This is a genomic window from Pseudomonas sp. 14A (genome assembly GCF_018132745.1).
Lineage (GTDB): Bacteria > Pseudomonadota > Gammaproteobacteria > Pseudomonadales > Pseudomonadaceae > Aquipseudomonas > Aquipseudomonas mercuritolerans.
This window is the reverse complement of the sequence record NZ_JAGRQJ010000012.1, coordinates 177,156-199,745: the sequence shown is the minus strand read 5'-3', so window position 1 is coordinate 199,745 and position 22,590 is coordinate 177,156. Positions and strand designations below refer to the sequence as shown.

Genomic DNA, 22,590 nt, shown 5'->3' with positions numbered 1-22,590 from the left:
TCCCGAGCTGATACGAAAAGAACAGGTCAGTGCGGTGCGGCAAGGATAACCGTTGGCGTCGTCCAATGCGCAGGCGTGTGTAGGAAAATGCCATCATTTGTGTGAGAAAAATGGATCCATGGCGGGGTTTTGGGGCAAACTCTCGGGTTTTCAACAGTTCGACAAGGCTGCCCCATGTCCTCTCCGTCCTCGGTTGATGAACAACGGTTCCGCAAACTTCTGAGTCGCAACGTCAGCCTGCCGCTGGGCGTCGGCGTGCTTAGCGCCGTGTTCTTCGTCTCGCTGATCACTTATTTGCTGTCGGTCATCCAATGGGTCGAGCACACCGACCGGGTGATCAATAACGCCAATGAAGCGGTGAAACTCACCGTTGATCTGGAAACCGGCATGCGCGGCTATCTGCTCAGCGGTGACGAGCATTTTCTCGACCCGTACGAAGTTGCCAAGCCGCGTATCGAGGTCGCTCTCAATACGTTGCTTGAGCTGACCGCCGATAATCCGGTGCAGACCGATCGCCTGCGCCGTTTGCAAGCCTTGCAGGTGGAGTGGGCCAACTACGCGCAGTCGATGATCGATCTGCAGCGCAGCAGTGGCGACTATCGCGGCGCGGTCAAGGCCGGGCGGGGCAAGCGCCTGACCGATGAGATCCGCAAGCAGTTCGAGGACGTCATCGAGACCGAGCAGGTGCTGCGCGCCACGCGCAACGAAGATGTGCGGCGCACCACGATCTGGAGCATCACCCTCTACCTGATCTTCATCGTTGGCATCAGTGGTTTGCTGGCTTACATCGGTCGGCGTGATCTGGTCAACCTGTCGACCAATTACAGCGCCAATCTGGCTGCGCAGCAGGCTAGCGCCGAACGCCTTGAAAAACAGGCGTGGCTGCGCAACGGCCAGACGCAACTGGCCGAGCAGGTACTGGGGCAGCTGACACTGAACCTGCTGGGGCGCAACATTCTGCAATTCTGCGCGCAATACCTCGGCACTGCCGTCGCCGCGCTTTATGTGCGTGAAGAACATGGCGGCCTCAAACGCGTGGCCACTTATGGCTTCTCCCGCGAGCAGGAAGAACTGAATCAAACGATTTACAGCGGCGAAGGCATCGTTGGCCAAGTCGCAGAACAAGCACGGCTGATCCGTCTCGACGCGGTACCGGGCGACTATTTCAAAGTCAGCTCCGGCCTCGGCGCAGGCCTGCCGCACAGTGTGCTGGTGGTGCCGACCAGTGATGACGACCGCGTCAATGGCGTGATCGAACTGGGTTTCCTGCGTCCGCTGTCCGAGCGCGACATCGAACTGCTGGAGCTGATTGCCGGCAACATCGGCACCTCGATCGAAGCGGCGCGCTACCGTCAGCGTTTGCAGGAAGTGCTCGCCGAAACCCAGCAGCTCAACGAAGAACTGCAAGTGCAGCAGGAAGAGCTGAAGACCGCCAACGAAGAGCTGGAAGAACAGTCGCGGATTCTCAAGGAATCCCAGGCGCATCTGGAAACCCAGCAGGTGGAACTGGAGCAGACCAACGAGCAGCTCGCCGAGCAGCGCGACGCGATGGACAAGAAAAACACCGAGCTGAATCAAGCGCAGATTCAGCTCGAAGAGCGTGCCGAAGAACTGCAGCGCTCGAGCAAGTACAAGTCCGAATTCCTCGCCAACATGTCCCACGAGCTGCGTACGCCGCTGAACAGTTCACTGATTCTGGCCAAGCTGCTGGCGGAAAACCCGCAGCAGAATTTGTCGGCGGAACAGGTCAAGTTCGCCGAATCGATCTACTCGGCCGGCAACGATCTGCTCAACCTGATCAACGACATTCTGGATATTTCCAAGGTCGAGGCCGGCAAGCTCGAAGTGATCGCCGAAAACACCCGTGTCGATCGACTGGTCGACGGCTTGCGCTCGATGTTCGAACCGTTGGCGGCGGACAAGAAACTCGCCTTCAGCGTCGAGGTTCAGCCGGACGCACCGGGCTTGCTGTTCACCGACCGTCAGCGTCTGGAGCAGGTCATCAAGAACCTGCTGTCCAACGCGATCAAGTTCACCGAGCACGGCGCCGTGAGCCTGACCATCACCGCGCAGCCGAATGATCACATCGCCTTCAGCGTCAAGGATTCCGGGATCGGTATCGCCGCGGATCAGCAGGAAAGTATCTTCGAGGCGTTCCGTCAGGCGGATGGCACCACCAATCGCAAGTACGGCGGCACCGGTCTGGGCCTGTCGATCTCGCGGGATCTGGCGACGTTGCTGGGCGGTTCGATCAGCGTCGATAGCGTACCGGGGCAGGGCAGCACGTTCACCCTGGTGTTGCCGCGTCAGTATCACGAGTTCGGCGAAACGCCGGCCGCGCCGCTGACCTTTCACCCGACACCTGTGACGCCTGCGCCAGTCGCGGTTGCGGTGCCGGTGGCATCAGCGATTCCTGCGGTCATCCCGCGCTTCGCCGATGACCGCGACAAGGCGCCGTTTGCCACTCGTTGCATTCTGGTGGTGGAGGACGAGCCCAACTTCGCTCGCATCCTCTATGACCTCGCCCATGAGTTGGGTTACATGTGTCTGGTCGCCCACGGTGCTGACGAGGGTTACGACCTGGCCCGCGAATTCGTGCCGGATGCGATCCTGCTCGACATGCGCCTGCCGGATCATTCCGGCCTGACCGTGCTGCAACGCCTGAAAGAACGCGCCGAAACCCGGCACATTCCAGTGCACGTGATTTCCGTCGAGGATCGCGTCGAAGCGGCGATGCACATGGGCGCCATCGGCTACGCAGTGAAACCGACCACCCGCGAAGAGCTCAAGGACGTCTTCGCCCGTCTCGAAGCCAAGCTGACGCAGAAGGTCAAACGCGTGCTGCTGGTTGAAGACGACGATCTGCAACGCGAAAGCATCGCGCGGCTGATCGGCGATGAAGACATCGAAATCACCGCCGTCGGGCTGGCCCAGGACGCGCTGGAGCTGCTGCGCACGACCATCTACGACTGCATGGTCATCGATCTCAAGCTGCCGGACATGCTCGGCAACGATCTGCTCAAGCGCATGTCCACCGAAGACATCTGCTCGTTCCCGCCGGTCATCGTCTACACCGGCCGCAACCTGACCCGGGACGAAGAGGCTGAACTGCGCAAGTATTCGCGCTCGATCATCATCAAGGGCGCGCGCTCCCCGGAGCGATTGCTCGACGAGGTCACACTCTTTCTGCACAAAGTCGAATCGCAGCTGTCCCATGAACGGCAGAAGATGCTCAAGACCGCGCGCAGCCGCGACAAGGTCTTTGAAGGTCGCAAAGTGCTACTGGTGGACGACGATGTGCGCAACATCTTCGCCCTGACCAGCGCGCTGGAACACAAAGGCGCAGTCGTGGTGATCGGCCGTAATGGCCGCGAAGCGATTGAGAAACTTCATGAAGTCGAGGACATCGACCTGGTGCTGATGGACGTGATGATGCCGGAAATGGATGGCTTCGAAGCCACCATGGAAATCCGCAAGGATCCGCGCTGGCGCAAGCTGCCGATCATCGCGGTGACGGCCAAGGCCATGAAGGACGATCAGGAGCGCTGCCTGCAAGCGGGCGCCAACGATTACCTGGCCAAGCCCATCGACCTTGATCGTCTGTTCTCGCTGATACGTGTGTGGTTACCGAAAATGGAACGCATCTAGTGGAACGCAGCAGTCCGGCCGAGCGCAACAGCGAGATCGAATTACGCTTGTTGATCGAGGCGATTTACCTGAAATACAGCTACGACTTTCGCGACTACTCCGGCGCTTCGATCAAGCGCCGGGTGCAGCACGCGCTGAGTCAGTTCGAGTGCGCGACCATCTCGGCCCTGCAAGAGAAAGTCCTGCACGACCCGACGGCGTTCATGCAGCTGCTGCAACTGCTGACGATCCCGGTCAGCGAGATGTTCCGCGATCCGTCGCACTTCCTGGCGATCCGCAACGAAGTGGTGCCGCTCCTGCGTACCTATCCATCGCTGAAGATCTGGATCGCCGGATGCAGCACGGGCGAGGAGGTCTATTCGATGGCGATTCTGTTGCGCGAGGAAGGCCTGCTCGACCGCACGATCATCTACGCCACCGACATCAACCCGCGCTCGCTGGAGAAGGCCAAGCAAGGGATTTTCTCCATGGAAAATGTCCGCGCCTACACTGCCAACTATCAGCAGGCCGGCGGTCAGCGTTCGTTTGCCGATTACTACACCGCAGCCTACGGCTACGCGATTTTCGACAAGAGCCTGTGCGAGAACGTGACATTCGCCGACCACAGCCTGGCCACCGACAGCGTGTTCTCCGAAACCCAGTTGATCTCTTGCCGCAACGTGCTGATCTACTTCAACAAGAAGCTTCAGGACCGGGCGTTCGGGCTGTTCCATGAATCGTTGTCGCATCGCGGTTTTCTGGTGTTGGGCAGCAAGGAAACCCTGGATTTTTCCAACTATTCGAACCAGTTCGAGCCGTTGGTCAAACAAGAACGGATCTACCGCAAATCATGAACGACACCCCGAGCCTGCCTCGCATCGAGGCCGTCGTGATCGGCGCCTCCGCAGGCGGTGTCGAGGCGTTGCTGACCCTGCTCGGGCCGTTGCGCAAAGGCTATGTGCTGCCGATCATCATCGTTCTGCATCTGCCGGAAGAGCGCCGCAGTCATCTGGCCGAAGTGTTCTCCCGTCGTGTGGCGATGCCGGTCAAGGAAGCTGAAGACAAGCAGGACATTGAAGCCGGCACGGTGTATTTCGCCACGCCCGGTTATCACTTGTCGGTCGAAGCTGATCGCAGCCTGTCGCTGAGCCTGGAGGATCGCGTGCATCATTCGCGGCCGTCTATTGATTACCTGTTTGAATCGGCCGCTGAGGTTTACGGCGAGACACTCGCCGCCGTGCTGCTGACCGGCGCCAATCACGATGGCGCGCGCGGGTTGGCCTGCGTCAAGCACTGCGGCGGTCTGACCATTGTTCAAGACCCCGATGATGCACAAGTCGCCACCATGCCCCAGGCTGCACTGAACGTTCTGCAGCCGGATCATGTCCTACCCATTCACGGCATCGGCCGTCTGCTAGTCGAGCTGGAACGAATCGCATGCTGAGTAATATCCAAGCCAAACTGTTGATCGTTGACGATCTGCCAGAAAACCTGCTGGCGCTGGAAGCGCTGATCAAGCGCGAGGATCGCACGGTCTACAAGGCTCTGTCGGCGGACGAAGCACTGTCGCTGCTGCTGCAACACGAATTCGCCATGGCCATTCTCGACGTGCAGATGCCCGGCATGAACGGCTTTGAACTGGCCGAGTTGATGCGCGGCACCGAGAAAACCAAGAACATCCCGATCATCTTCGTCAGCGCCGCCGGCCGTGAACTCAATTACGCGTTCAAGGGCTATGAAAGCGGTGCGGTGGACTTCCTGCACAAGCCGCTGGACATTCATGCGGTGAAGAGCAAGGTCAACGTTTTCGTCGATCTGTATCGCCAAAGCAAAGCCATGAAGCAGCAGGTCGAGGCGCTGGAGCAGGCCCGACGCGAGCAGGAAGCGCTGCTGCAACAACTGCAAAGCACTCAGCTTGAGCTCGAGCAAGCGGTGCGCATGCGCGATGACTTCATGTCGATCGTCGCACATGAGGTGCGTACGCCGCTCAACGGGCTGATTCTCGAAACCCAGCTGCGCAAGATGCACCTGGCCCGGGACAACGCCTCGGCGTTTACGCTCGACAAGATGCAGGCGATGGTCGACCGCGATGAGCGGCAGATCAAAAGCCTGATTCGCCTGATCGAAGACATGCTCGATGTTTCGCGAATCCGCACCGGCAAACTGTCGATCCGCCCGAGTCGTTTCGATCTGGTGCAGTTGGTCGGCAACCTGTTGCAGAACTTCGCCTCGCAAATGGAAGCGGCTGAGACCAGTGTTTCCTTTGAAGCGCCCGAGCCGGTCGAAGGTTGCTGGGACGAGTTCCGCATCGAGCAAGTGGTATCCAATCTGCTGACCAACGCCTTGCGTTACGGTGGTCGCAGCCCGATTCAGGTGCGCGTCTATCGCGAAGGTGACGAGGCGCGGGTCGAAGTTCAGGACCACGGCATCGGCATCAGCGCCGAGAACCAGAAGCGTATTTTCCAGCAGTTCGAACGGGTGTCCGCCAAGACGGTGGTGGCCGGGCTCGGGCTGGGTCTGTTCATTTCCGAGCAGATCGTCGCCGCCCATGGCGGCTCCATCGTCGTCGAAAGTGAAATCAACGAAGGCGCCCTGTTTCGCGTTTGTCTGCCGATCCAGGAAAACGGCATATCCGACGCAACCTCTGAGTGACCACACGGTCGTATCAGCAGCTATTGACCGAACATAGGCTTCCCATGAGCGTAGATGCGCAAGATGTAGTACTCGTCGTCGAAGACGAACCGGTTATCTTGATGGTCCTGACAGATTACCTGTCAGGGCAGGGCTATCGCGTGTTGCAAGCGGAAAACGGTGAGCAGGCTTTCGAGATCCTCGCCAGCAAACCTCACCTGGACATGCTGATTACCGATTTCCGCCTGCCGGGCGGAATCTCCGGCGTGCAGATCGCCGAGCCGGCAGTGAAACTGCGACCGGACCTGAAAGTGATTTTCATCAGCGGCTACCCGCAGGAAATCCGTGAGACCGGCAGCCCGATCACCAGCAAGGCACCGATCCTCGAGAAACCGTTCGATCTGGATGTGCTGCAGGAAAAGATTCAGGAATTGCTGGCCTGATTAAAACGACGGGCGCCGTAATCCCAATCACGGCGCCCGTTGTTTTAGCTATTGATCATCTCGCGCACCTTGGCGGTGAGCAGATCAAAGGTGAAAGGCTTGGTGATCATCTGCATCCCCGAGTCGAGGAAGCCACCGCGCACCGCCGCGTGTTCGGCATAACCGGTGATGAACAACACTTTCAGACCTGGTCGGTATTGCCGACCGACCTCCGCCAGTTGCCGACCGTTCATCCCCGGCAGACCAACGTCACTGATCAGCAAATCAATACGTTGCGTCGAATTTAGAATCGGCATGGCGCCATCGGCATCACCGGCCTCCACAAACGCGTAACCCAACTCACTGAGCACGGCGCTGACCAACACGCGCACAGCCGGATCGTCTTCGACGATGAGTACGGTTTCGCCATCCATCGCATACGGAGCCTGCTGCGAATCCGAGACGGGGATTTCTACTTCCTCACCGCGGAAACGCGGCAGGTAGAGTTTTACCGTGGTGCCTTGATCGACTTCACTGTCAATCGACACATGCCCGCGTGATTGCTTGCTGAAGCCATAGATCATCGACAGTCCGAGGCCGGTGCCCTGGCCGATCGGCTTGGTAGTAAAAAACGGATCGAACGCACGGCTGACCACGCTTTGCGGCATGCCGCTGCCGTTGTCGGTGACGCTGAGCATCACGTAATCGCCCGGCTCCAGATTGCTGTAAGCGGCGGTGAAATCGCGATGCAGCACCTGATTGCTGGTTTCCACCACCAGTTTGCCACCCTCGGGCATCGCATCGCGGGCGTTGATTACCAGGTTGAGCAGGGCGCTTTCCAGTTGATTGGGATCGGCCTCGGCAACCCAGAGGTTGTCGTCCAGGCGCATTTCCAGATGAATGCTTTCATTGAGGCTGCGTTGCAGCAGCTCGCCCATCGACAGCACCAGCGTGTTCATCTGCACGGCTTTCGGGTCGAGGGATTGCCGGCGGGAGAACGCCAACAAGCGGTGAGTCAGGCCGGCGGCGCGGTTGGCGGAGGTAACGCCTAGATCGATCAGACTGTCGAGGTCTTCGGTGCGGCCCCGGGCCAGACGCCGGCGCAGCAGTTCCAGGCTACCGATGATGCCGGTGAGCATATTGTTGAAGTCGTGAGCAATGCCGCCAGTAAGTTGGCCGACCGCTTCCATTTTCTGCGATTGGCGCAGCGCTTCTTCGTTGTGGCGAAGCTGTGCGGTGCGCTCTTCAACCTGTTGTTCGAGGGTTTCCAGCGTCGATTGCAGGCGGCGTTCGCTTTCACTCAGGTCGATCAGCCGATCGCGCGCTTCATATTGTCGTCGCCGCCCGCGCAGGGCGGCGGAGACCAGACTGACCAGAGTCGCGGGATGGAAGGGGCGCTCGAGAAAAGTCACGTTGCCGAGCAGGGTGCTGAGGCGCGACGGCGGCCCTTGTTCATCGCCGCCATGATGAGTCAGCAGCACGATTGGCATGTCCGACCACGCGGGCTGCTGGTCAAGGTAGGCGATAAGTCCTTCCAGTTCCGGTCCGCGCAACGCTTCAGCAGCAATCAGCAGCAACCCGGCACCGACCTCCAGTTCCATGCACAGAGCGCCGAGATTCGGCGCCACCATGCCGCCGTAACCGGCTTCGTTGAGAATCATCAACGCGATCTGGCTGTCACGACCCATGGGCGCCAGCACCAGCACCCGCTCGGCCAACGGCGTGTTGACCGTCACAAGCTTTCATCCTCGAGCAATGGATTGCTCGCTCCCATATAAGTCGGCACGCCACGCAGCACGCCCTGGAAGGACTCCAGCGGCTGGCCGATGGTCATGCCACGCGAGGAGATCCGGTATTCACGGATGGTCGACTCGTGGTTGCCGGTACGTTTTTTGATAATCGAGATCGCCCGGCGGACTTTGCCGAGGGCTTCGAAGTAGCGCAACAGAATCACCGTGTCGGCCAGGTAAGTGATGTCGACCGGCGCCTGCATATCGCCCACCAGACCGTGCTGGGCGACCGTCATGAAAGTCGCCGCGCCTTTGCGGTTAAGGTACAGCAGCAGCTCGTGCATGTGCAGCACCAGCGCGTTTTCTTCCGGCATCGCCGCTTGATATCCGTTAATGCTGTCGATCACCACGGTTTTGATACCCAGCTCATCGACGCAACGACGCACGCGATGGGACAACTCACCGGGAGACAATTCGGCGGCGTCTACCTGTTCGATCAGCAGGTTACCGGTGGCCTGCAAGGCTTTGAGGTCGATGCCCAGATGACGCATGCGTTCGAACAGCAGGCCCAGCTCTTCATCGAAAATGAACAGCGCGGCTTTTTCGCCTCGGGCCACCGCTGCGGCGGCGAAGATCATCGAAATCATCGATTTGCCGGTACCGGCCGGGCCGAGAATCAGCGTGCTTGAGCCGGTCTCGATGCCGCCGCCGAGCAGGGCGTCCATTTGCGGGATGCCGCTGGACAGCTGCAGACGTGGGTAGTCACCGCGATGTTCCGCCGCTACCAGGCGTGGGAAAACATGGACGCCGTCGCCCATGATGGTGAAATCGTGGAAACCGCCACGGTATTTCTGCCCGCGATACTTGACCACTCGTACCCGACGACGCTCGGCGCCGTAGCTTGGCGTCAGCTCTTCAAGGCGAATCACTCCGTGGGCGACACTGTGCACGGTCTTGTCGAGGGACTCGGTAGTCAGGTCGTCAAGCAGCAGGACGGTGGCGTCGTAGCGCACAAAGTAGTGCTTGATCGCCAGAATCTGCCGACGATAGCGCAACGAGCTCTGCGCCAGCAGACGGATCTCCGAAAGGCTGTCGAGCACTACGCGGGTCGGTTTGAAGCGTTCGACAACTTCGAAAATCTGCCTGGTCGCCTCGCCCAGTTCAAGGTCCGAGGAATACAGCAGGCTTTGCTGATGCTCGGCATTGAGCAGGCTTTCCGGCGGTGTCAGCTCGAAGATCTTGATGTTTTCGTTCAGCTCCCAGCCGTGGGAGAGCGCACCTTGACGCAGTTCTTTCTCGGTTTCCGAGAGAGTGATGTACAAGCAACGTTCCCCGGCCAGCGCACCGGCGCGCAGAAAATGCAGGGCCACGGTGGTTTTGCCGGTCCCGGGTTCCCCCTCGAGCAAAAACACATGGCCGCGAGACAGGCCACCGGCAAGGATGTCATCCAGACCTACAATGCCGACGGCGGCCTTTGCACTGATCAACTCGTTTGATGTAGTCAAAAAACGCCCTCTTATGACTAGGGTAATCCGGCGGCTGGCTAAGTGAGCCGCCTGAATAACTTGACCTCAGGGCATGTTCACGGTTCCGCTTTTTCTTTCGACAGGTGGTTGATTGCACCCGCTTTACCTTGATTAAAGACCCTGTTGGAGGGCCGGGTCGTCCGGATTGAGCTGCTCCAGTTGCGCCAGCAGAATCTGCACATTCTGCAACTGGCCGCTTTCCTTCCAATAGTTGATCAGCAGCACCCGCGCCTTGCGGTCGGCGGGGTGGCGCTGGACGATTTCCTGCAATTGTTTCTGCGCCGCTTCCAGTTCTTCCGCACTGTGCAGTGTCGTGGCGAGGTCGTAGCGATAATCCTTGTTGTCCGGTTCCAGTTCGACCGCTTTGGACAGGCCGAGCAGGGCGTATTCGCGCTGGCCGTGATGCAACAGCCACAGACCCAGGGCATGTTGCAGATAGGCCGAGTCAGGCTGCGCCTTGAGTTGTTGTGCAAGTAACTGGCGGGCCGCATCGCTCTGGCCCTGGCGGTCGAGCACATCGATCTGCATGACCAGCGCCGCCAGGTTGCCCGGTTCCAGGCGCAACGTGTTGTCCAGCGCTTGCTGTGCCTGTTTGTATTCGGCGTTATGAATATAGAGACGTGCCAGTTGCGCATAGTTGGCAGCGCTTTCCGGCTGGCTTTCGAGCGTCTGCTGCCAGCCGTCGATGGCTTGCTGTAGCGGCGCGAAATACAGGCCCAACTCGTCCGGGGTAAGGCCGAGCAGGGCATTGATCGCAGCGAAACGGACAGTTTGTTCTTCATCGTCGAGCAGCGGCCCGAGCAACAGGCTGCGTTGCCCGCCGGGCACCAGGCCGACGATGCTTTTGATCGCTGCGACGCGCACTTGCGGCGCTTCGTGATGCAAGTCGATGTCAGCCAGTTTCAGTGCCTGCGGGCTGGGATAGTTGGGCAGCTCGCCATGCAGCCAGACGCGGCGCTTGACCGAGATGTCCGGGCGCCCCAATTGCTGGTACAACTGGCGCGCCGCTCCGGGCTCACCGGTGCGCGCGGCGTTCAGCGCTTCGCTGTAGCCATGTTTGATAGCATCGGGAATAGTCGGTGCATTGCTGCGCCAGGACAGCCAGACGACGCCGAGGATCAGGACGAGGCCTAGGCCGATCAGCAGGTTGCGGCGGGACTGAGTCATGCGGGTTTCCGAAAGCTTCGAACTTGAGCAGAGCGGCAAGCTTCGTTCAGCTTGGCGCGTGAGTCAAACCGTTGCCAGCGAATCGTCCTACAACACGTGTCGACTGTGAAATCCGTCAGGCTTTTGCTGCAATGTCTACGCTTGCAGAAGTCGTTTTGAAGAGTGTGCCCATGCCAGCGCTGTTTGCTTATTTCAAGGCTCTGATCCATCCCGGTCAGGCTGTTCTGCTGTTTGCCCTGCGGACTATCGCCGCTGGCCTGTTGACCCTGTATCTGGCGTTCATTTTCGATCTCGAACAGCCGAAGTGGTCGATCATGGCCGTGGTGATTGTCAGCCAGCCATTGGCGGGGATGGCACTGGCGCGCAGTTTCGGCCAGGTGATCGGCACCACCGTGGGGGCGGCGGTGGCGGTGTTGATCATGGCGATTTTCCCTCAGGCGCCGCTGCCGTTCATTACCACATTGGCGTTGTGGCTGGCGCTGTGCACGGCGGGCGGCACCTTGCTGCGCTACACCAGTTCCCAAGCGTTCGTGCTCAGTGGTTACACCGCAGTGGTCGTGGCCTTGCTGGCGATTCCGGATCAGGACGGCACGTTTCTGCTAGCGGTTACCCGTGTCACCGAAACCTTGTTGGCGGTGGCCTGTGTCTGCGTGGTCAGTTTGCTCACGGCACGGCCTGAAGCTGTCGCCAAGGGCTATTTCGCCAAAATCGATCAGGTCATCAAACTGGCCGCCAGCCACGCCGCCGAGGTGCTTCGCACGGAAGAAAGCGAAGCCGATTTCCAGCGTAGGCAAATGCAGCTGCTAGGTGAAATCAGCGCGCTGGAAGGTTTGCGCCGTCATTTGTATTTCGACGCGCCACGGTTGCGCAGCGCGGACAACCTGGTATTGCTGCTCGGCAATCAACTGATGCTGCTGACCTCGCGACTGACCGCGCTGCGTCATCAGCGTGAATTGCTCATCGAACGCTGGGAGGGCGATCTGCCGCTTGAGGTTCAGCAGTTGCGGGCCGAGGAATTGGCATTGCTGGAGCAGCTCGCGCAACAGGGGCGCGCGCTGTCTGGCGCCGATCGGCAGCGTTTCGTCACCTTGCAGCAACAGTTCGAAGCGTTGGCGTACAAGGCCGAGCAGCAGACCGAGAACATGAGCGCGACCCTGCGTTCACTGGCCTGGGCGCTGCGTTGGGAGCAGGCGCGCCTGTTGCAGCAACTTGAGCAGATCCTCGAACTGAGCGACGCGATTCAGGAAGGGCGCCCGGCCAGCTGTCTCTATCGCGGCCAGAGCAGTCCTTTGCATCTGGATTTCACCCTGGCCTCAATGAACGCCATTCGCGCCTTCACCGCGCTGTTGGTGTCCGGCCTGATCTGGATCGAAACCGCGTGGGATGGCGCGCGTGGCGGGATGATTCTGGTGGGGATTCTCTGCTCGCTGATGGCGACTTTTCCGCGCCCGCTGATGGCTGCGCAAAGCTATGCGCGCGGACTGGGCCTGGCACTGGTGGTATCGGCGTTGTACCAATTCATGCTGGTGCCGGCGATCAGTGATTTCGAGCTGCTGGCATTGCTGCTGGCGCCGCTGCTGTATGCCATTGCTGTGGGCATTTCCAGTCCGGCCACCGCCGGTATCGGCATGGGCCTTGGCCTGTCCAGTTTCCTCATGCTCGGACCGCAAAATACCGGCACTGGGCAGAACACGGCGATCCAATGGTTCGAATTCGCCGGCGCCTACGTCAGTGCAGCGATGCTGGCCCTGATCGTTTATGCGCTGATCTTCCCGTTCCGCCCGGCCTTGCGCATCCGCCGCCTGTACGGCGAAGCGCGGGAGCAGGTGTACCAACTGAGCAAAATGCCGGCGACCGATGAACAACAATTCGCTTTCGAGAGTCGGATGACCGATCGCCTGACCAGCATGCTCGGCCTGCTGCCAGCGGCGAACGATCGTGCCATGCAGCGCTTGTATGAAATCAGCCTGGCATGCGTGGCCTTGGGCGTGGCCATGCATCAGCTGCGGCAGCAGGCGCAGAACAATGGGTTACTCACCGATGCGTTCGGCCAACGCCTGGCGTCGGCGTTGCGCAAGACTGGTCGTTTGGTTGCCGGTCGCGACGATGTCCAGCTTGCGGCGCTGCTGGCCACGTTGCACCAACTCGGCGATGAGCTGGACGAGCTGCACGCCACCAGTCATGAACATCTGTGGTCGGTGTTCCGTATGCGCGTGGCGCTGCTGATTGTGGTGTCGTTCCTCGAGCGGCACGGCGAATATTTGCAACCTCAAGGCCTGGAAGGAGAACCGCAACTTGCCCATTGATTTCGAAATTGGCGGGGTTTATCTGCCGCCGATTGCCCAGGCACTGTTACTGGCGATTCCGATCTTCATGTTGCTGGACTGGTGTCTGCGGCGCCTCGGCGTGCTGCGCCTGGTGTGGCATGAAGCACTGTTCGAAGGCGCACTGTATGCCTGTGTCTGCGCCACGCTGATTCTGTTGATGGGAGCCTGATGTCTTGAAAGCACTAGTTGCACGAATGATGACCGTGGCAGTGGTGATCCTGGCGATCGTCCTTGGCTGGTTTGCCTGGGAGTATTACACCCGCGCGCCGTGGACACGGGATGCTCGGGTGAGGGCGGATGTGGTGACGCTGTCGGCGGATGTTTCGGGGCGAATCGTCAAACTGGCAGTGCAGGACAACCAGCATGTCGACAAGGGCCAATTGTTACTGGAGATCGATCCGGCGCGCTATCAGCTGGCGGTCGAGCACGCCCGGCGTTCAGTGGAAGTGTCCAAGGCGTCGCTGGGGCAATCGCAAGCGGCAATCGTCGCCAGTGAAGCGTTGCTCAAGCAACGTCAAAGCGAGGAGCGCCGCCGCCGTACGCTGAAGCAGGGCTTCGCGATTTCCGGTGAAGAATGGGAGAAGGCCAGTACCGACGTGGCGGTTGCCCAGGCGGATCTGCTGCGCAATCAGGCAAACCTCGGGCTGGCCGAAGCCAATGTGCAACTGGCAATTGCCGCGCTGACCCAAGCCGAACTGGACTTGCAGCGCACCCGCGTTGAATCGCCAGTGAGCGGTTACGTGACCAACCTGCTGACCCGCCAGGGTGATTACGCACAGGCGGGCGGGGCACTGCTGGCGCTGGTCGACAGCGATTCCTTTTATGTCAGCGGTTATTTCGAGGAAACCAAGTTGCCGCGAATCGAGGAGGGTGATCGGGTACGCATTCAATTGATGAGCGGTGAGCGTTTCGGCGGCACGGTAGAAAGCATCGCCTTCGCCATCGCCGACCGCGAAAACGCGCCGGGCAGTCGTCTGCTGGCGAACATCAACCCGAGTTACACCTGGGTGAAACTGGCGCAACGGGTGCCGGTGCGTATCGGCATCGATGGCGACTTTGCCGGCAAGCATCGCCTGCGCGCCGGTACAACCGCCACCGTCACCGTCCTGGAACCCTGATTCCCCTGTAGGAGCTGTCGAGTGCAACGAGGCTGCGATCTTTTGATCTTGGGACGCAGAGCGTCCCCGGCTGCATTCCCATCAAGGATCGCAGCCTCGTTGCACTCGGCAGCTCCTACACGGGATTGGTGAATCAGGCAGGCATAAAAAAACCCCGCGACCGAATGATGCGCGGGGCAAAAAATTTGGTTGGTTGCGGCCAACCAAAGGAGCTCTTTAACAATCTTTACTTGCTGGCAACTGTCTCCGGTTGCCAGCCACCGCCGAGGGCCTTGTAGATCGCGACAATGCCGCGATACAACTCGACTTCGGCCTGGGCCTGACTGTCTTCGGCGTTCAGGCGCTCACGCTGGGCGTCGAGCAGGACAAGGAAGTCGGTGGTGCCTTCGCGATAGCGGATTTCCGCCAGATCGGCAGCCTTGCGACTCGATTCGCTCTGACGGATCAGCGAGATCAGGCGTTGCTGACGCTTGCCGTAATCGCTGAAGGCGTTTTCCGATTCTTCGAGAGCCAGCAGTACCTGTTGCTCGTAGTTGGCCAGCGCGCCCTCGGCGTCAGCATCTGCGCCACGCAAACGAGCGCGGACGCTGCCGAGGTCAAACGCGGCCCAAGTGATGCTCGGGCCGAGTGCCCAGGCGTTGGCCGCCGAGGAACCGATTTGCGAGCCACGTCCGGCCGTCCAGCCGAGGAAACCGCTGAGACTGACCCGGGGGAACAAATCGGCCTTGGCCACGCCGATGCGCGCAGTGGCCGAAGCCAGTTGCCGCTCGGCGCTGAGGATGTCCGGACGACGTTGCAGCAGTTCACCCGGATCACCGATTGGCAGCGCCTTGGCGATGGCCGGCAGGTCTTTCGGGCTCAGGTCGACGGTCAGCTTGTCCGGGCGCTCACCGAGCAGGGTGGCGATACGGTTTTTCTGCCGAACCTGTTCCGCCTGCAACTGCGGCACAGTGGCTTCAACGTTGGCCAGACGCGCATCGGCGCGCTCGACATCGAGCTGATCACCGACACCGGCGTCACGAAGGCTGATGGTGATCTTGCGCGACTCCTCCTGGTTGTTCAGGTTGGCCACGGCGATCTTTTCCCGCAACTGTGCGCCGCGCAGTTGACCGTAGGCATCGACCAGTTCGGCAATCATGGTGACTTGCAGCTGGTACAGATCGGCTTCGGCGGCTTGCTGGTCGGCATCACTGGCTTCCAGGTTGCGCTGGATGCGGCCGAACAGGTCAAGCTCCCAGGCCATGTCCAGACCGAGGTCATAGCGTTCGCTATTGACCCGGTCGGTGGTCTGGCCAGGAATCTGGCCTTTGCCCAGGTCACTGCTGGCGCGGCTGGTGATGGTTGGCATCGCGTCGTTGCTGGCGTCGTCGCGGATTGCCCGGGCGGCTTTCCAGCGGGCGAACGCCACGCGTAGTTCACGGTTGCCTTGTAGCGACTGACTCACCAACTGGTTGAGGGTCGGATCGTCGAATTGCTGCCACCAGATGCCTTCGAATTTCGAACGGTCGAAATTTTTTTGCCCGGCGGCGCCGTCGGTGGCGGTCGTAATATTGGCCGCCTCCGTGGCTGGGGTCTTGTAGTCGGGGCCGACGGCGCAGGCGCTGAGGGCCAGCACCAGCAGACTCGGCAGGAAGACTTTCAGACTCATTGTTGCGCCTCCAATTGCAGGGCTTTGGCTGCTTTGCGCTGCTCGCCGCGTTCGACAAAGTTACGGATCAGTACGTAGAACACTGGCGTCAGCAGCAGACCGAAGAAGGTCACCCCGAGCATCCCGGAGAACACTGCCACACCCATGGCGTGACGCATTTCGGCACCGGCACCGCTGGAGAACACCAGTGGCACCACACCCATGATGAACGCGAAGGAGGTCATCAGGATCGGCCGCAGACGCAGGCGGCAGGCTTCCAGTACCGCTGCGAGCGGGTCGAGGCCTTCTTCCTGTTTATCCTTGGCGAACTCGACGATCAGAATCGCGTTTTTACAGGCAAGTCCCACCAGTACGATCAAGCCGATCTGGGTGAAGATGTTGTTGTCACCGCCGGAGATGATCACACCAGTAATGGCCGACAGCAGGGTCATCGGTACGATCAGGATCACCGCCAGTGGCAGGCTCCAGCTTTCGTATTGTGCGGCGAGCACCAGGAACGCCAGCAGTACGCAGAGCGGGAATACGAACAGCGCGGTGTTGCCGGACAGAATCTGCTGGTAGGTCAGGTCGGTCCACTCGTAGGTCATGCCGTTCGGAAGTTCTTCCTTGAGCAGTTTCTCGATGGCTTTTTCTGCCTGGCCAGAGCTGTAGCCCGGGGCTGCGGCACCGTTGATTTCAGCGGTGATAAAGCCGTTGTAGTGCATCACGCGATCCGGCCCGGAGGTGTCGCTGACCTTGATGAAGGTTGCCAGCGGGATCATCTCGCCTTTGTTGTTGCGCACTTTCAGCTGACCGATCTGGTCGGACTCAAGACGGAACTGCTGTTCGGCCTGAACGTTGACCTGATAGGTGCGCCCGAAGCGGTTGAAGTCGTTGGCATACAGCGAACCCAGGTAGATCTGCAGGGTGTCGAAGATGTCGCTGACGGCCACGCCATGGGTCTTGGCTTTTTCCCGGTCGATGGCGGCATCGACCTGCGGCACGTTCACTGTGTAGCTGGTGAACAGGCCGGCCAGTTCCGGCACGTTGTGGCTCTTGTTGATGATGTTCATGGTTTCTTTGTACAGCTCGTCGTAGCCGAGGTTGCCCCGGTCTTCGATCTGCAGGCGGAAACCACCAATGGTGCCCAGGCCTTGTACCGGCGGTGGCGGGAAGATCGCCATGTACGCTTCCTGAATGTTCGCGTACTGGCCGTTCAAGGCACCGGCAATCGCACCGGCGGACATGCTCGGGTCTTTACGCTCGTCGAACGGTTTCAGCGTCACGAAGACGATGCCGGCGTTCGGGCTGTTGGTGAAGCCGTTGATCGACAGCCCTGGGAACGCTACGGCGCTTTCCACGCCTGGCTGTTTCAGCGCGAGGTCGGACATGCGCTTGATCACGTCTTCGGTGCGATCCAGGCTCGCGGCGTCCGGCAATTGCGCGAAGGCCACCAGGTATTGCTTGTCCTGGCCGGGTACGAAACCGGTCGGCGTGCTGGAGAAACCGAAGAAGGTCAGCACCATCAGGCCTGCATACACGAGCAGGGCGATGCCGCTGCTACGGATGACCCGGCGCACGGTGCCGACGTAGCCATGACTGGCACGGTCGAAGAAACGGTTGAACGGACGGAACAGCCAGCCACCGAAGATTCTGTCGAGTACTTTCGAGAAGCGGTCTTTCGGCGCGTCGTGACTTTTCAGCAACACAGCAGCCAGCGCTGGCGACAGGGTCAGCGAGTTGAATGCCGAGATTACTGTCGAGATCGCGATGGTCAACGCGAACTGTTTGTAGAACTGCCCGGTGAGGCCGGAAATGAATGCCGCCGGGATGAAAACCGCACACAGTACCAGTGCCGTGGCCACGATCGGCCCGGTCACTTCACGCATGGCGCGCTTGGTCGCTTCGACCGGCGTCAGTCCAAGTTCGATGTTTCGCTCGACGTTCTCCACCACCACGATTGCGTCGTCGACCACGATACCGATGGCCAGTACCAGGCCAAACAGCGACAGGGCGTTGAGCGAGAAACCGAACAGGTGCATGACCGCAAACGTACCGATCAACGATACCGGCACCGCCACCAACGGAATGATCGAGGCGCGCCAGGTCTGCAGGAACAGGATCACCACCAGCACCACGAGGATCAGCGCTTCGAACAAGGTATGAACCACCGCCTCGATCGAGCCACGGACGAAGATCGTCGGGTCATACACGATGCTGTAGTCCATGCCCTGCGGGAAGCCTTTCTTCAGCTCCTCCATCTTGCCGCGCACTTCGTTGGAAATGTCGATAGCGTTGGAGCCAGGACGCTGGAAGATCGGGATTGCCACCGCCGGCTGATTGTTCAGCAGCGAGCGCAAGGCGTATTGGCTGGAACCCAGTTCAATGCGCGCGATGTCCTTCAGGCGAGTGATCTCACCGTCGTCGCCTGCGCGGATGACGATGTTCTCGAACTCTTCCTCGGAGACCAGACGGCCTTGAGTGTTGACCGACAGCTGGAAGCTTTGCGCGGTCGGGGCAGGGGGCGCGCCCAGTTGACCGGCGGCGACCTGACGGTTCTGCTCGCGAATCGCCGTGACCACATCGGTCGCGGTCAGATTGCGCGAAGCGGTCTTGTTCGGATCAAGCCAGACGCGCAGCGAGTAGTCGCCCATACCGAACAACTGCACGTCACCGACACCACCGAGGCGAGCAAGCTCATCCTTGATGTTGAGGATCGCGTAGTTGGACAGGTAGAGCATGTCGTAGCGTTTGTCCGGCGAGGTCAAGTGCACAACCATGGTCAGGTCGGGCGAAGCCTTGTCGACGGTGATACCGATGCGCGTCACTTCCTCGGGAAGCTTGGGCTCGGTCCGGGTCACCCGGTTCTGCACCTGCACCTGCGCGTTGTCCAGGTCAGTGCCCAGGGCGAAGGTGATGGTCAGGGTGATCTTGCCGTCAGCGGTCGATTGCGAGGACATGTACAGCATGTTCTCGACGCCGGTGATCGCCTGCTCCAGAGGAGCGGCCACGGTTTCACCGATGACTTTGGGGTTGGCCCCCGGGAAGTTGGCACGCACGACCACGGTCGGCGGCACGACTTCCGGGTATTCGCTGATCGGCAACTGGAACAGCGAGATCGCACCGGCGATCAGGATCAACAGCGACAGCACCGCTGCGAAGATCGGCCGGGAAATGAAGAATTGGGAAAAATTCATCGGAGTTGTCGTCCCTTAACCGCGTGGGGTCGTAGCAGCCAGCTTCGCAGCCGAACCCGATGCACCCTTGGCAGGGGCAACTTTGGGCAGGTTGCTGGCTTCCAGCGCTTGACGTTGTTGAGCGAGGGCGGCGAGGGTCTGCTCGCTGGCCATCGGAATCACCTCAGGGGTGACCGGGGAACCAGGACGAACCCGTTGCAGACCCTTGACGATGATGGTGTCGTCCTTGTTCAGACCGTTGCGGACGATGCGCAGGCCTTCGATTTTCGGACCGAGTTCGACGGCGCGGTACGCAGTCTTGTTGTCGCCATCCATCACCAGCACGAACTTCTTGCCCAGGTCAGTGCCCACGGCTTCGTCATTGATCAGCATGGCGTTGTAGGTGCCGCTGCCGACCAGTTTCAAGCGAGCGTAAAGGCCCGGGGTGTAGGTGCCGTCAGCGTTGTCGAAGACGGCACGGCCACGGATGGTGCCGGTTTTCGGGTTGACCTGGTTGTCGACGAAGTTCATCTGGCCCAGGTGCGGGTTGCCGTCTTCGTTGGACAGGCCCATGTACACCGGCGTGGTGGCGCCGCGCTGACCGTTGCGGGCCAGTTGCGTGTATTTGAGGAACACGCGTTCGTCGGCGTCGAAGTAGGCGTAGACCTTTTCGGTGGAGACGACGCTGGTCAACGCGGTGGTGTCGGCGGTCACCAGGTTGCCGGCAGTGATTTCGGCGCGGCTGACGCGGCCGCTGATCGGTGCGGTCACGCGGGTGAAGCTCAGATTCAGTTTGGCCAGGTCCAGTTGTGCCTGCAGGGCACCAACGGCGGCGCGGGCCTCTTGGGCGGCGCTGGTGCGCGAGTCGGCCAGTTCAGCGGAAATGGCGTTGCTGGTACGCAGGCGTTCGCCGCGCGCCGCTTCGTTTTCGCTGCGAGTGGCGGTGGCGCGGGCTTGAGCAACCAGAGCTTCGAGGCGGCGTACCTCGGCCTGGAACGGACGCGGGTCGATCTGGAACAGCAGGTCGCCTTTCTTGACCAGCGCGCCTTCGGTGAACGCGACTTGATCAATCTGGCCAGAAACCCGTGGACGGATTTCAACGGTTTCCGGCGCCTCGAGGCGCCCGGTGAATTCGTCCCACTCGTTGACCGGTTGTTCGATAACCTTCGCCACGCTGACTTTGGCAGCGGGCGGGGCGCCGGCAGTCTCAGGGGTTTTGCCGCAGGCGCTCATCACCAGTACGGCCAGCATGGCCAACGGGAAGCGCAAATGTTTGAGTGATTGTTCCATGGATGCAATCCGCCGAATTGTTGAAGATGGGCGGATGATGCTCGGCGCGGGTGTGATGGCACGAATCGAATGAAGCAAAGGTAACTATCATTCGGAATGATATAAGGGCCGAGGCAGCCCTCTAGCATGCACCTTTCGTTAGGGGGCTATCAATTGGTTCCCTGGCAAAAGTTTGTTGCCTGAACCGCAACGATCCAGCGCGGCCCCGAAAACGATAACCCAAAACAAAGAAACGGCCATAAAGGCCGTTTCGATCCGCGATGCGGCTGAGGGTCAGTTGAAACCTTTGCGATTCGCACCAAAACGGTTGGGACCGGGTTGGCTGTCCTGCGCCAGGAACACGATGTTGACGATAGGCAGCAGAATCCACCAGCCGCTGCGGTCAGTGTCGTGCATGCGCCGTACGCCAACAGCGAGGCTCGGCAACAGCATTGCCAGGTTGTACAGGCTCTGCAAAACGCCACCGGTCTTGAGCATGGCGTCAAAAACGCTCATGACAATAGCGATGCCCATGTTGATCAGAAAGAACATCCAGTATTCACGGCGCGTGGCGCGTCCGGTGAACACGGCATATTTCTTCAGCGCTTCCACGTACGGGTTGCCGCTTGCCATGACGGGGCCATTGGCAATCGAATGCAGTGGCGCTTGAGGTGCGCCGCACTGTGGGCATGCCAATGCCAGTGTACTTATTTCCTTGGCGCAACCACGGCAGAAAACCAGGCTCATGTTTTTTTCCCTAAAAAATGGTCAGTCGAAAGACGGGACAGATACGCCCCGGTGTTTTCGTTGGTGCAAACATCGCCGCCAACGAGAGCAGAGAGACTGAATGCCCGACTCTCCATTGGCGGGGCGGCGGTAATCTAATCGTTACCATAAGGTTTGTCATCGGATCTCGGCTTTCGATTTGTGGGTCTGCGGCTAAACCGAAACCCGATCGTCACCAAATCCACTTGGGGCGAGAGGCATGCGAAAGCATTCCGCTCTAACATGAGCTGATATTCATGCCGTCAGCTTCTGCCAACCCCGGAACTTTCATCTATGCGCGACCTGCCCCCGACCGCGACCCTGCGGGCTTTCGAAGTGGCCACCCGGCACCCGACGTTCACGGCTGCCGCTCAAGAACTGCACGTGACCCAAAGCGCCGTCAGTCATCAGCTCCGGCACCTTGAAGAACTTTGGGGATTGCAATTGTTCGAGCGCGGTAAAGCGTTACGACTCACCGCAGCGGGGGCGACGCTGGCGCCGATCGTGCGCGAATTTTTCATGAGCCTTGAAGCAACGCTGGAGGATCTGCGCGAGCAAAAGGACAGGGTTCGCCTGTCTGTCAGCACCACCTATTCGTTCGCGTTGAAGTGGCTGCTGCCACGCTTGCCGAACCTGTCACGCCAACACCCGGAGCTGTTGGTGTCGCTGGATACCACGGACAAGATCATCCACTTCGCCAATGGCGAAGCCGATGTCGCGATCCGCTTGGGCAAAGGCAATTATCCCGGTCTGTATTCGGAGTTTCTGTTTGGCGAGCAGGTGTTTCCCGTGGCAAGTCCTGAACTGCTGCAGCGCGTCGGCACGCCCGGCACTCCCGCCGAGTTGCTGCAGATGCCGTTACTCATTCGCGACGGCGCCGAGTTGGCGCCGAAATGGGAGGTGTGGTTTCAGTCCGTCGGGCTGGAGTTTTTACCGCTGCGCGAAGGCGTCAGGTTTGGTGATACCAATATGACGGTGGAAGCTGCGTTGCTCGGCCAGGGTGTGGCGCTGGTGCGCAGCGGCCATGTCGAGAATGAAATCGCCGATGGCCGCCTGGTGAGGCTGTTCGATGTGCCGTTCACTTCGCCGCTGGCCTACTATTTCGTCTGTCCCAAAGGCATTGAAGCACAGCCACATATCGTCAATTTTCGTGAATGGTTACTGGGTGAGGCGTTGAAGGTGCAGAGCGCCCAGTGCTGAGGCAT

16 protein-coding genes are annotated in these 22,590 nt (G+C 60.0%); 9 read left to right on the top strand and 7 right to left on the bottom strand.

The genetic code is table 11. The annotated features are described in order from the left end of the window. The first annotated feature begins 174 nt into the window (after positions 1-174). The 5 genes from PS14A_RS13235 to PS14A_RS13215 are packed head-to-tail and all read left to right on the top strand — an operon-like array spanning position 175 to position 6,701. Positions 175-3,648 (top strand): response regulator, encoded by a 3,474-nt coding sequence (locus PS14A_RS13235; protein WP_212616417.1) that lies wholly within the window; start codon positions 175-177, stop codon positions 3,646-3,648. Next, positions 3,648-4,481, top strand: coding sequence for a protein-glutamate O-methyltransferase CheR (locus tag PS14A_RS13230; RefSeq protein ID WP_137213691.1), 834 nt, complete (start codon positions 3,648-3,650; stop codon positions 4,479-4,481). The genes PS14A_RS13235 and PS14A_RS13230 overlap by 1 nt, the downstream gene beginning before the upstream one ends. Next, positions 4,478-5,071: a chemotaxis protein CheB gene (locus PS14A_RS13225; RefSeq protein ID WP_212616416.1), complete on the top strand. Its 594-nt coding sequence runs from the start codon at positions 4,478-4,480 to the stop codon at positions 5,069-5,071. Before PS14A_RS13230 ends, PS14A_RS13225 begins: the two co-directional genes overlap by 4 nt. Next, positions 5,065-6,279 carry a hybrid sensor histidine kinase/response regulator gene (locus PS14A_RS13220; RefSeq protein ID WP_130911312.1) on the top strand — a complete coding sequence of 405 codons (1,215 nt, stop codon included), beginning with the start codon at positions 5,065-5,067 and terminating at the stop codon, positions 6,277-6,279. Before PS14A_RS13225 ends, PS14A_RS13220 begins: the two co-directional genes overlap by 7 nt. 44 nt (positions 6,280-6,323) lie before the next feature. Next, complete coding sequence (locus PS14A_RS13215) at positions 6,324-6,701, top strand: response regulator (RefSeq protein WP_016774860.1); 378 nt, start codon at positions 6,324-6,326, stop codon at positions 6,699-6,701. 44 nt (positions 6,702-6,745) lie between these two features. Here PS14A_RS13215 and PS14A_RS13210 read toward each other — a convergent pair whose 3' ends face one another. The 3 genes from PS14A_RS13210 to PS14A_RS13200 form a co-directional block, all read right to left on the bottom strand. Then, the gene (locus tag PS14A_RS13210; protein ID WP_212616415.1) at positions 6,746-8,416 is read right to left on the bottom strand and encodes an ATP-binding protein; all 1,671 of its coding nucleotides are present in this window, start codon (positions 8,414-8,416) and stop codon (positions 6,746-6,748) included. After that, a complete protein-coding gene (locus PS14A_RS13205) occupies positions 8,413-9,915 on the bottom strand; it encodes an ATPase domain-containing protein (RefSeq protein WP_024013082.1) in 1,503 nt (500 codons plus the stop codon). Before PS14A_RS13205 ends, PS14A_RS13210 begins: the two co-directional genes overlap by 4 nt. Before the next feature lie 132 nt (positions 9,916-10,047). Beyond that, on the bottom strand, positions 10,048-11,103 hold the full coding sequence (locus PS14A_RS13200; RefSeq protein ID WP_212616414.1) for a tetratricopeptide repeat protein: 1,056 nt from the start codon (positions 11,101-11,103) through the stop codon (positions 10,048-10,050). Between the two features lie 170 nt (positions 11,104-11,273). Between PS14A_RS13200 and PS14A_RS13195 the strand changes: the two genes are divergently transcribed. Genes PS14A_RS13195 through PS14A_RS13185 form a run of 3 tightly spaced genes read left to right on the top strand, consistent with a single transcriptional unit; the run spans position 11,274 to position 14,548 of the window. Further along, positions 11,274-13,409, top strand: a complete 2,136-nt coding sequence (locus PS14A_RS13195; RefSeq protein ID WP_137213690.1) for an FUSC family protein — start codon at positions 11,274-11,276, stop codon at positions 13,407-13,409. After that, complete coding sequence (locus PS14A_RS13190; protein ID WP_016774855.1) at positions 13,399-13,599, top strand: DUF1656 domain-containing protein; 201 nt, start codon at positions 13,399-13,401, stop codon at positions 13,597-13,599. The genes PS14A_RS13195 and PS14A_RS13190 overlap by 11 nt, the downstream gene beginning before the upstream one ends. A 4-nt stretch (positions 13,600-13,603) precedes the next feature. Continuing rightward, a complete protein-coding gene (locus tag PS14A_RS13185) occupies positions 13,604-14,548 on the top strand; it encodes an HlyD family secretion protein (RefSeq protein ID WP_071172553.1) in 945 nt (314 codons plus the stop codon). Positions 14,549-14,774: 226 nt separating this feature from the next. Here PS14A_RS13185 and PS14A_RS13180 read toward each other — a convergent pair whose 3' ends face one another. The 4 genes from PS14A_RS13180 to PS14A_RS13165 all read right to left on the bottom strand — a co-directional run bounded on the left by PS14A_RS13180 (position 14,775) and on the right by PS14A_RS13165 (position 21,367). Then, positions 14,775-16,196, bottom strand: coding sequence for a TolC family protein (locus PS14A_RS13180; RefSeq protein ID WP_130909873.1), 1,422 nt, complete (start codon positions 16,194-16,196; stop codon positions 14,775-14,777). Next, the gene (locus tag PS14A_RS13175; RefSeq protein ID WP_130909872.1) at positions 16,193-19,372 is read right to left on the bottom strand and encodes an efflux RND transporter permease subunit; all 3,180 of its coding nucleotides are present in this window, start codon (positions 19,370-19,372) and stop codon (positions 16,193-16,195) included. Before PS14A_RS13175 ends, PS14A_RS13180 begins: the two co-directional genes overlap by 4 nt. Positions 19,373-19,387: 15 nt before the next feature. Next, entirely contained in the window at positions 19,388-20,641 is a 1,254-nt protein-coding gene (gene mexE, locus PS14A_RS13170; RefSeq protein WP_212616413.1) for a multidrug efflux RND transporter periplasmic adaptor subunit MexE, read from the bottom strand. Between the two features lie 273 nt (positions 20,642-20,914). Beyond that, on the bottom strand, positions 20,915-21,367 hold the full coding sequence (locus PS14A_RS13165) for a DUF805 domain-containing protein (RefSeq protein WP_137213686.1): 453 nt from the start codon (positions 21,365-21,367) through the stop codon (positions 20,915-20,917). A 312-nt stretch (positions 21,368-21,679) separates the two neighbouring features. Here PS14A_RS13165 and gcvA point away from each other — a divergent pair, with 312 nt between their 5' ends. Beyond that, positions 21,680-22,585, top strand: a complete 906-nt coding sequence (gcvA, locus tag PS14A_RS13160; RefSeq protein ID WP_212616412.1) for a transcriptional regulator GcvA — start codon at positions 21,680-21,682, stop codon at positions 22,583-22,585. Positions 22,586-22,590 lie beyond the last annotated feature (5 nt).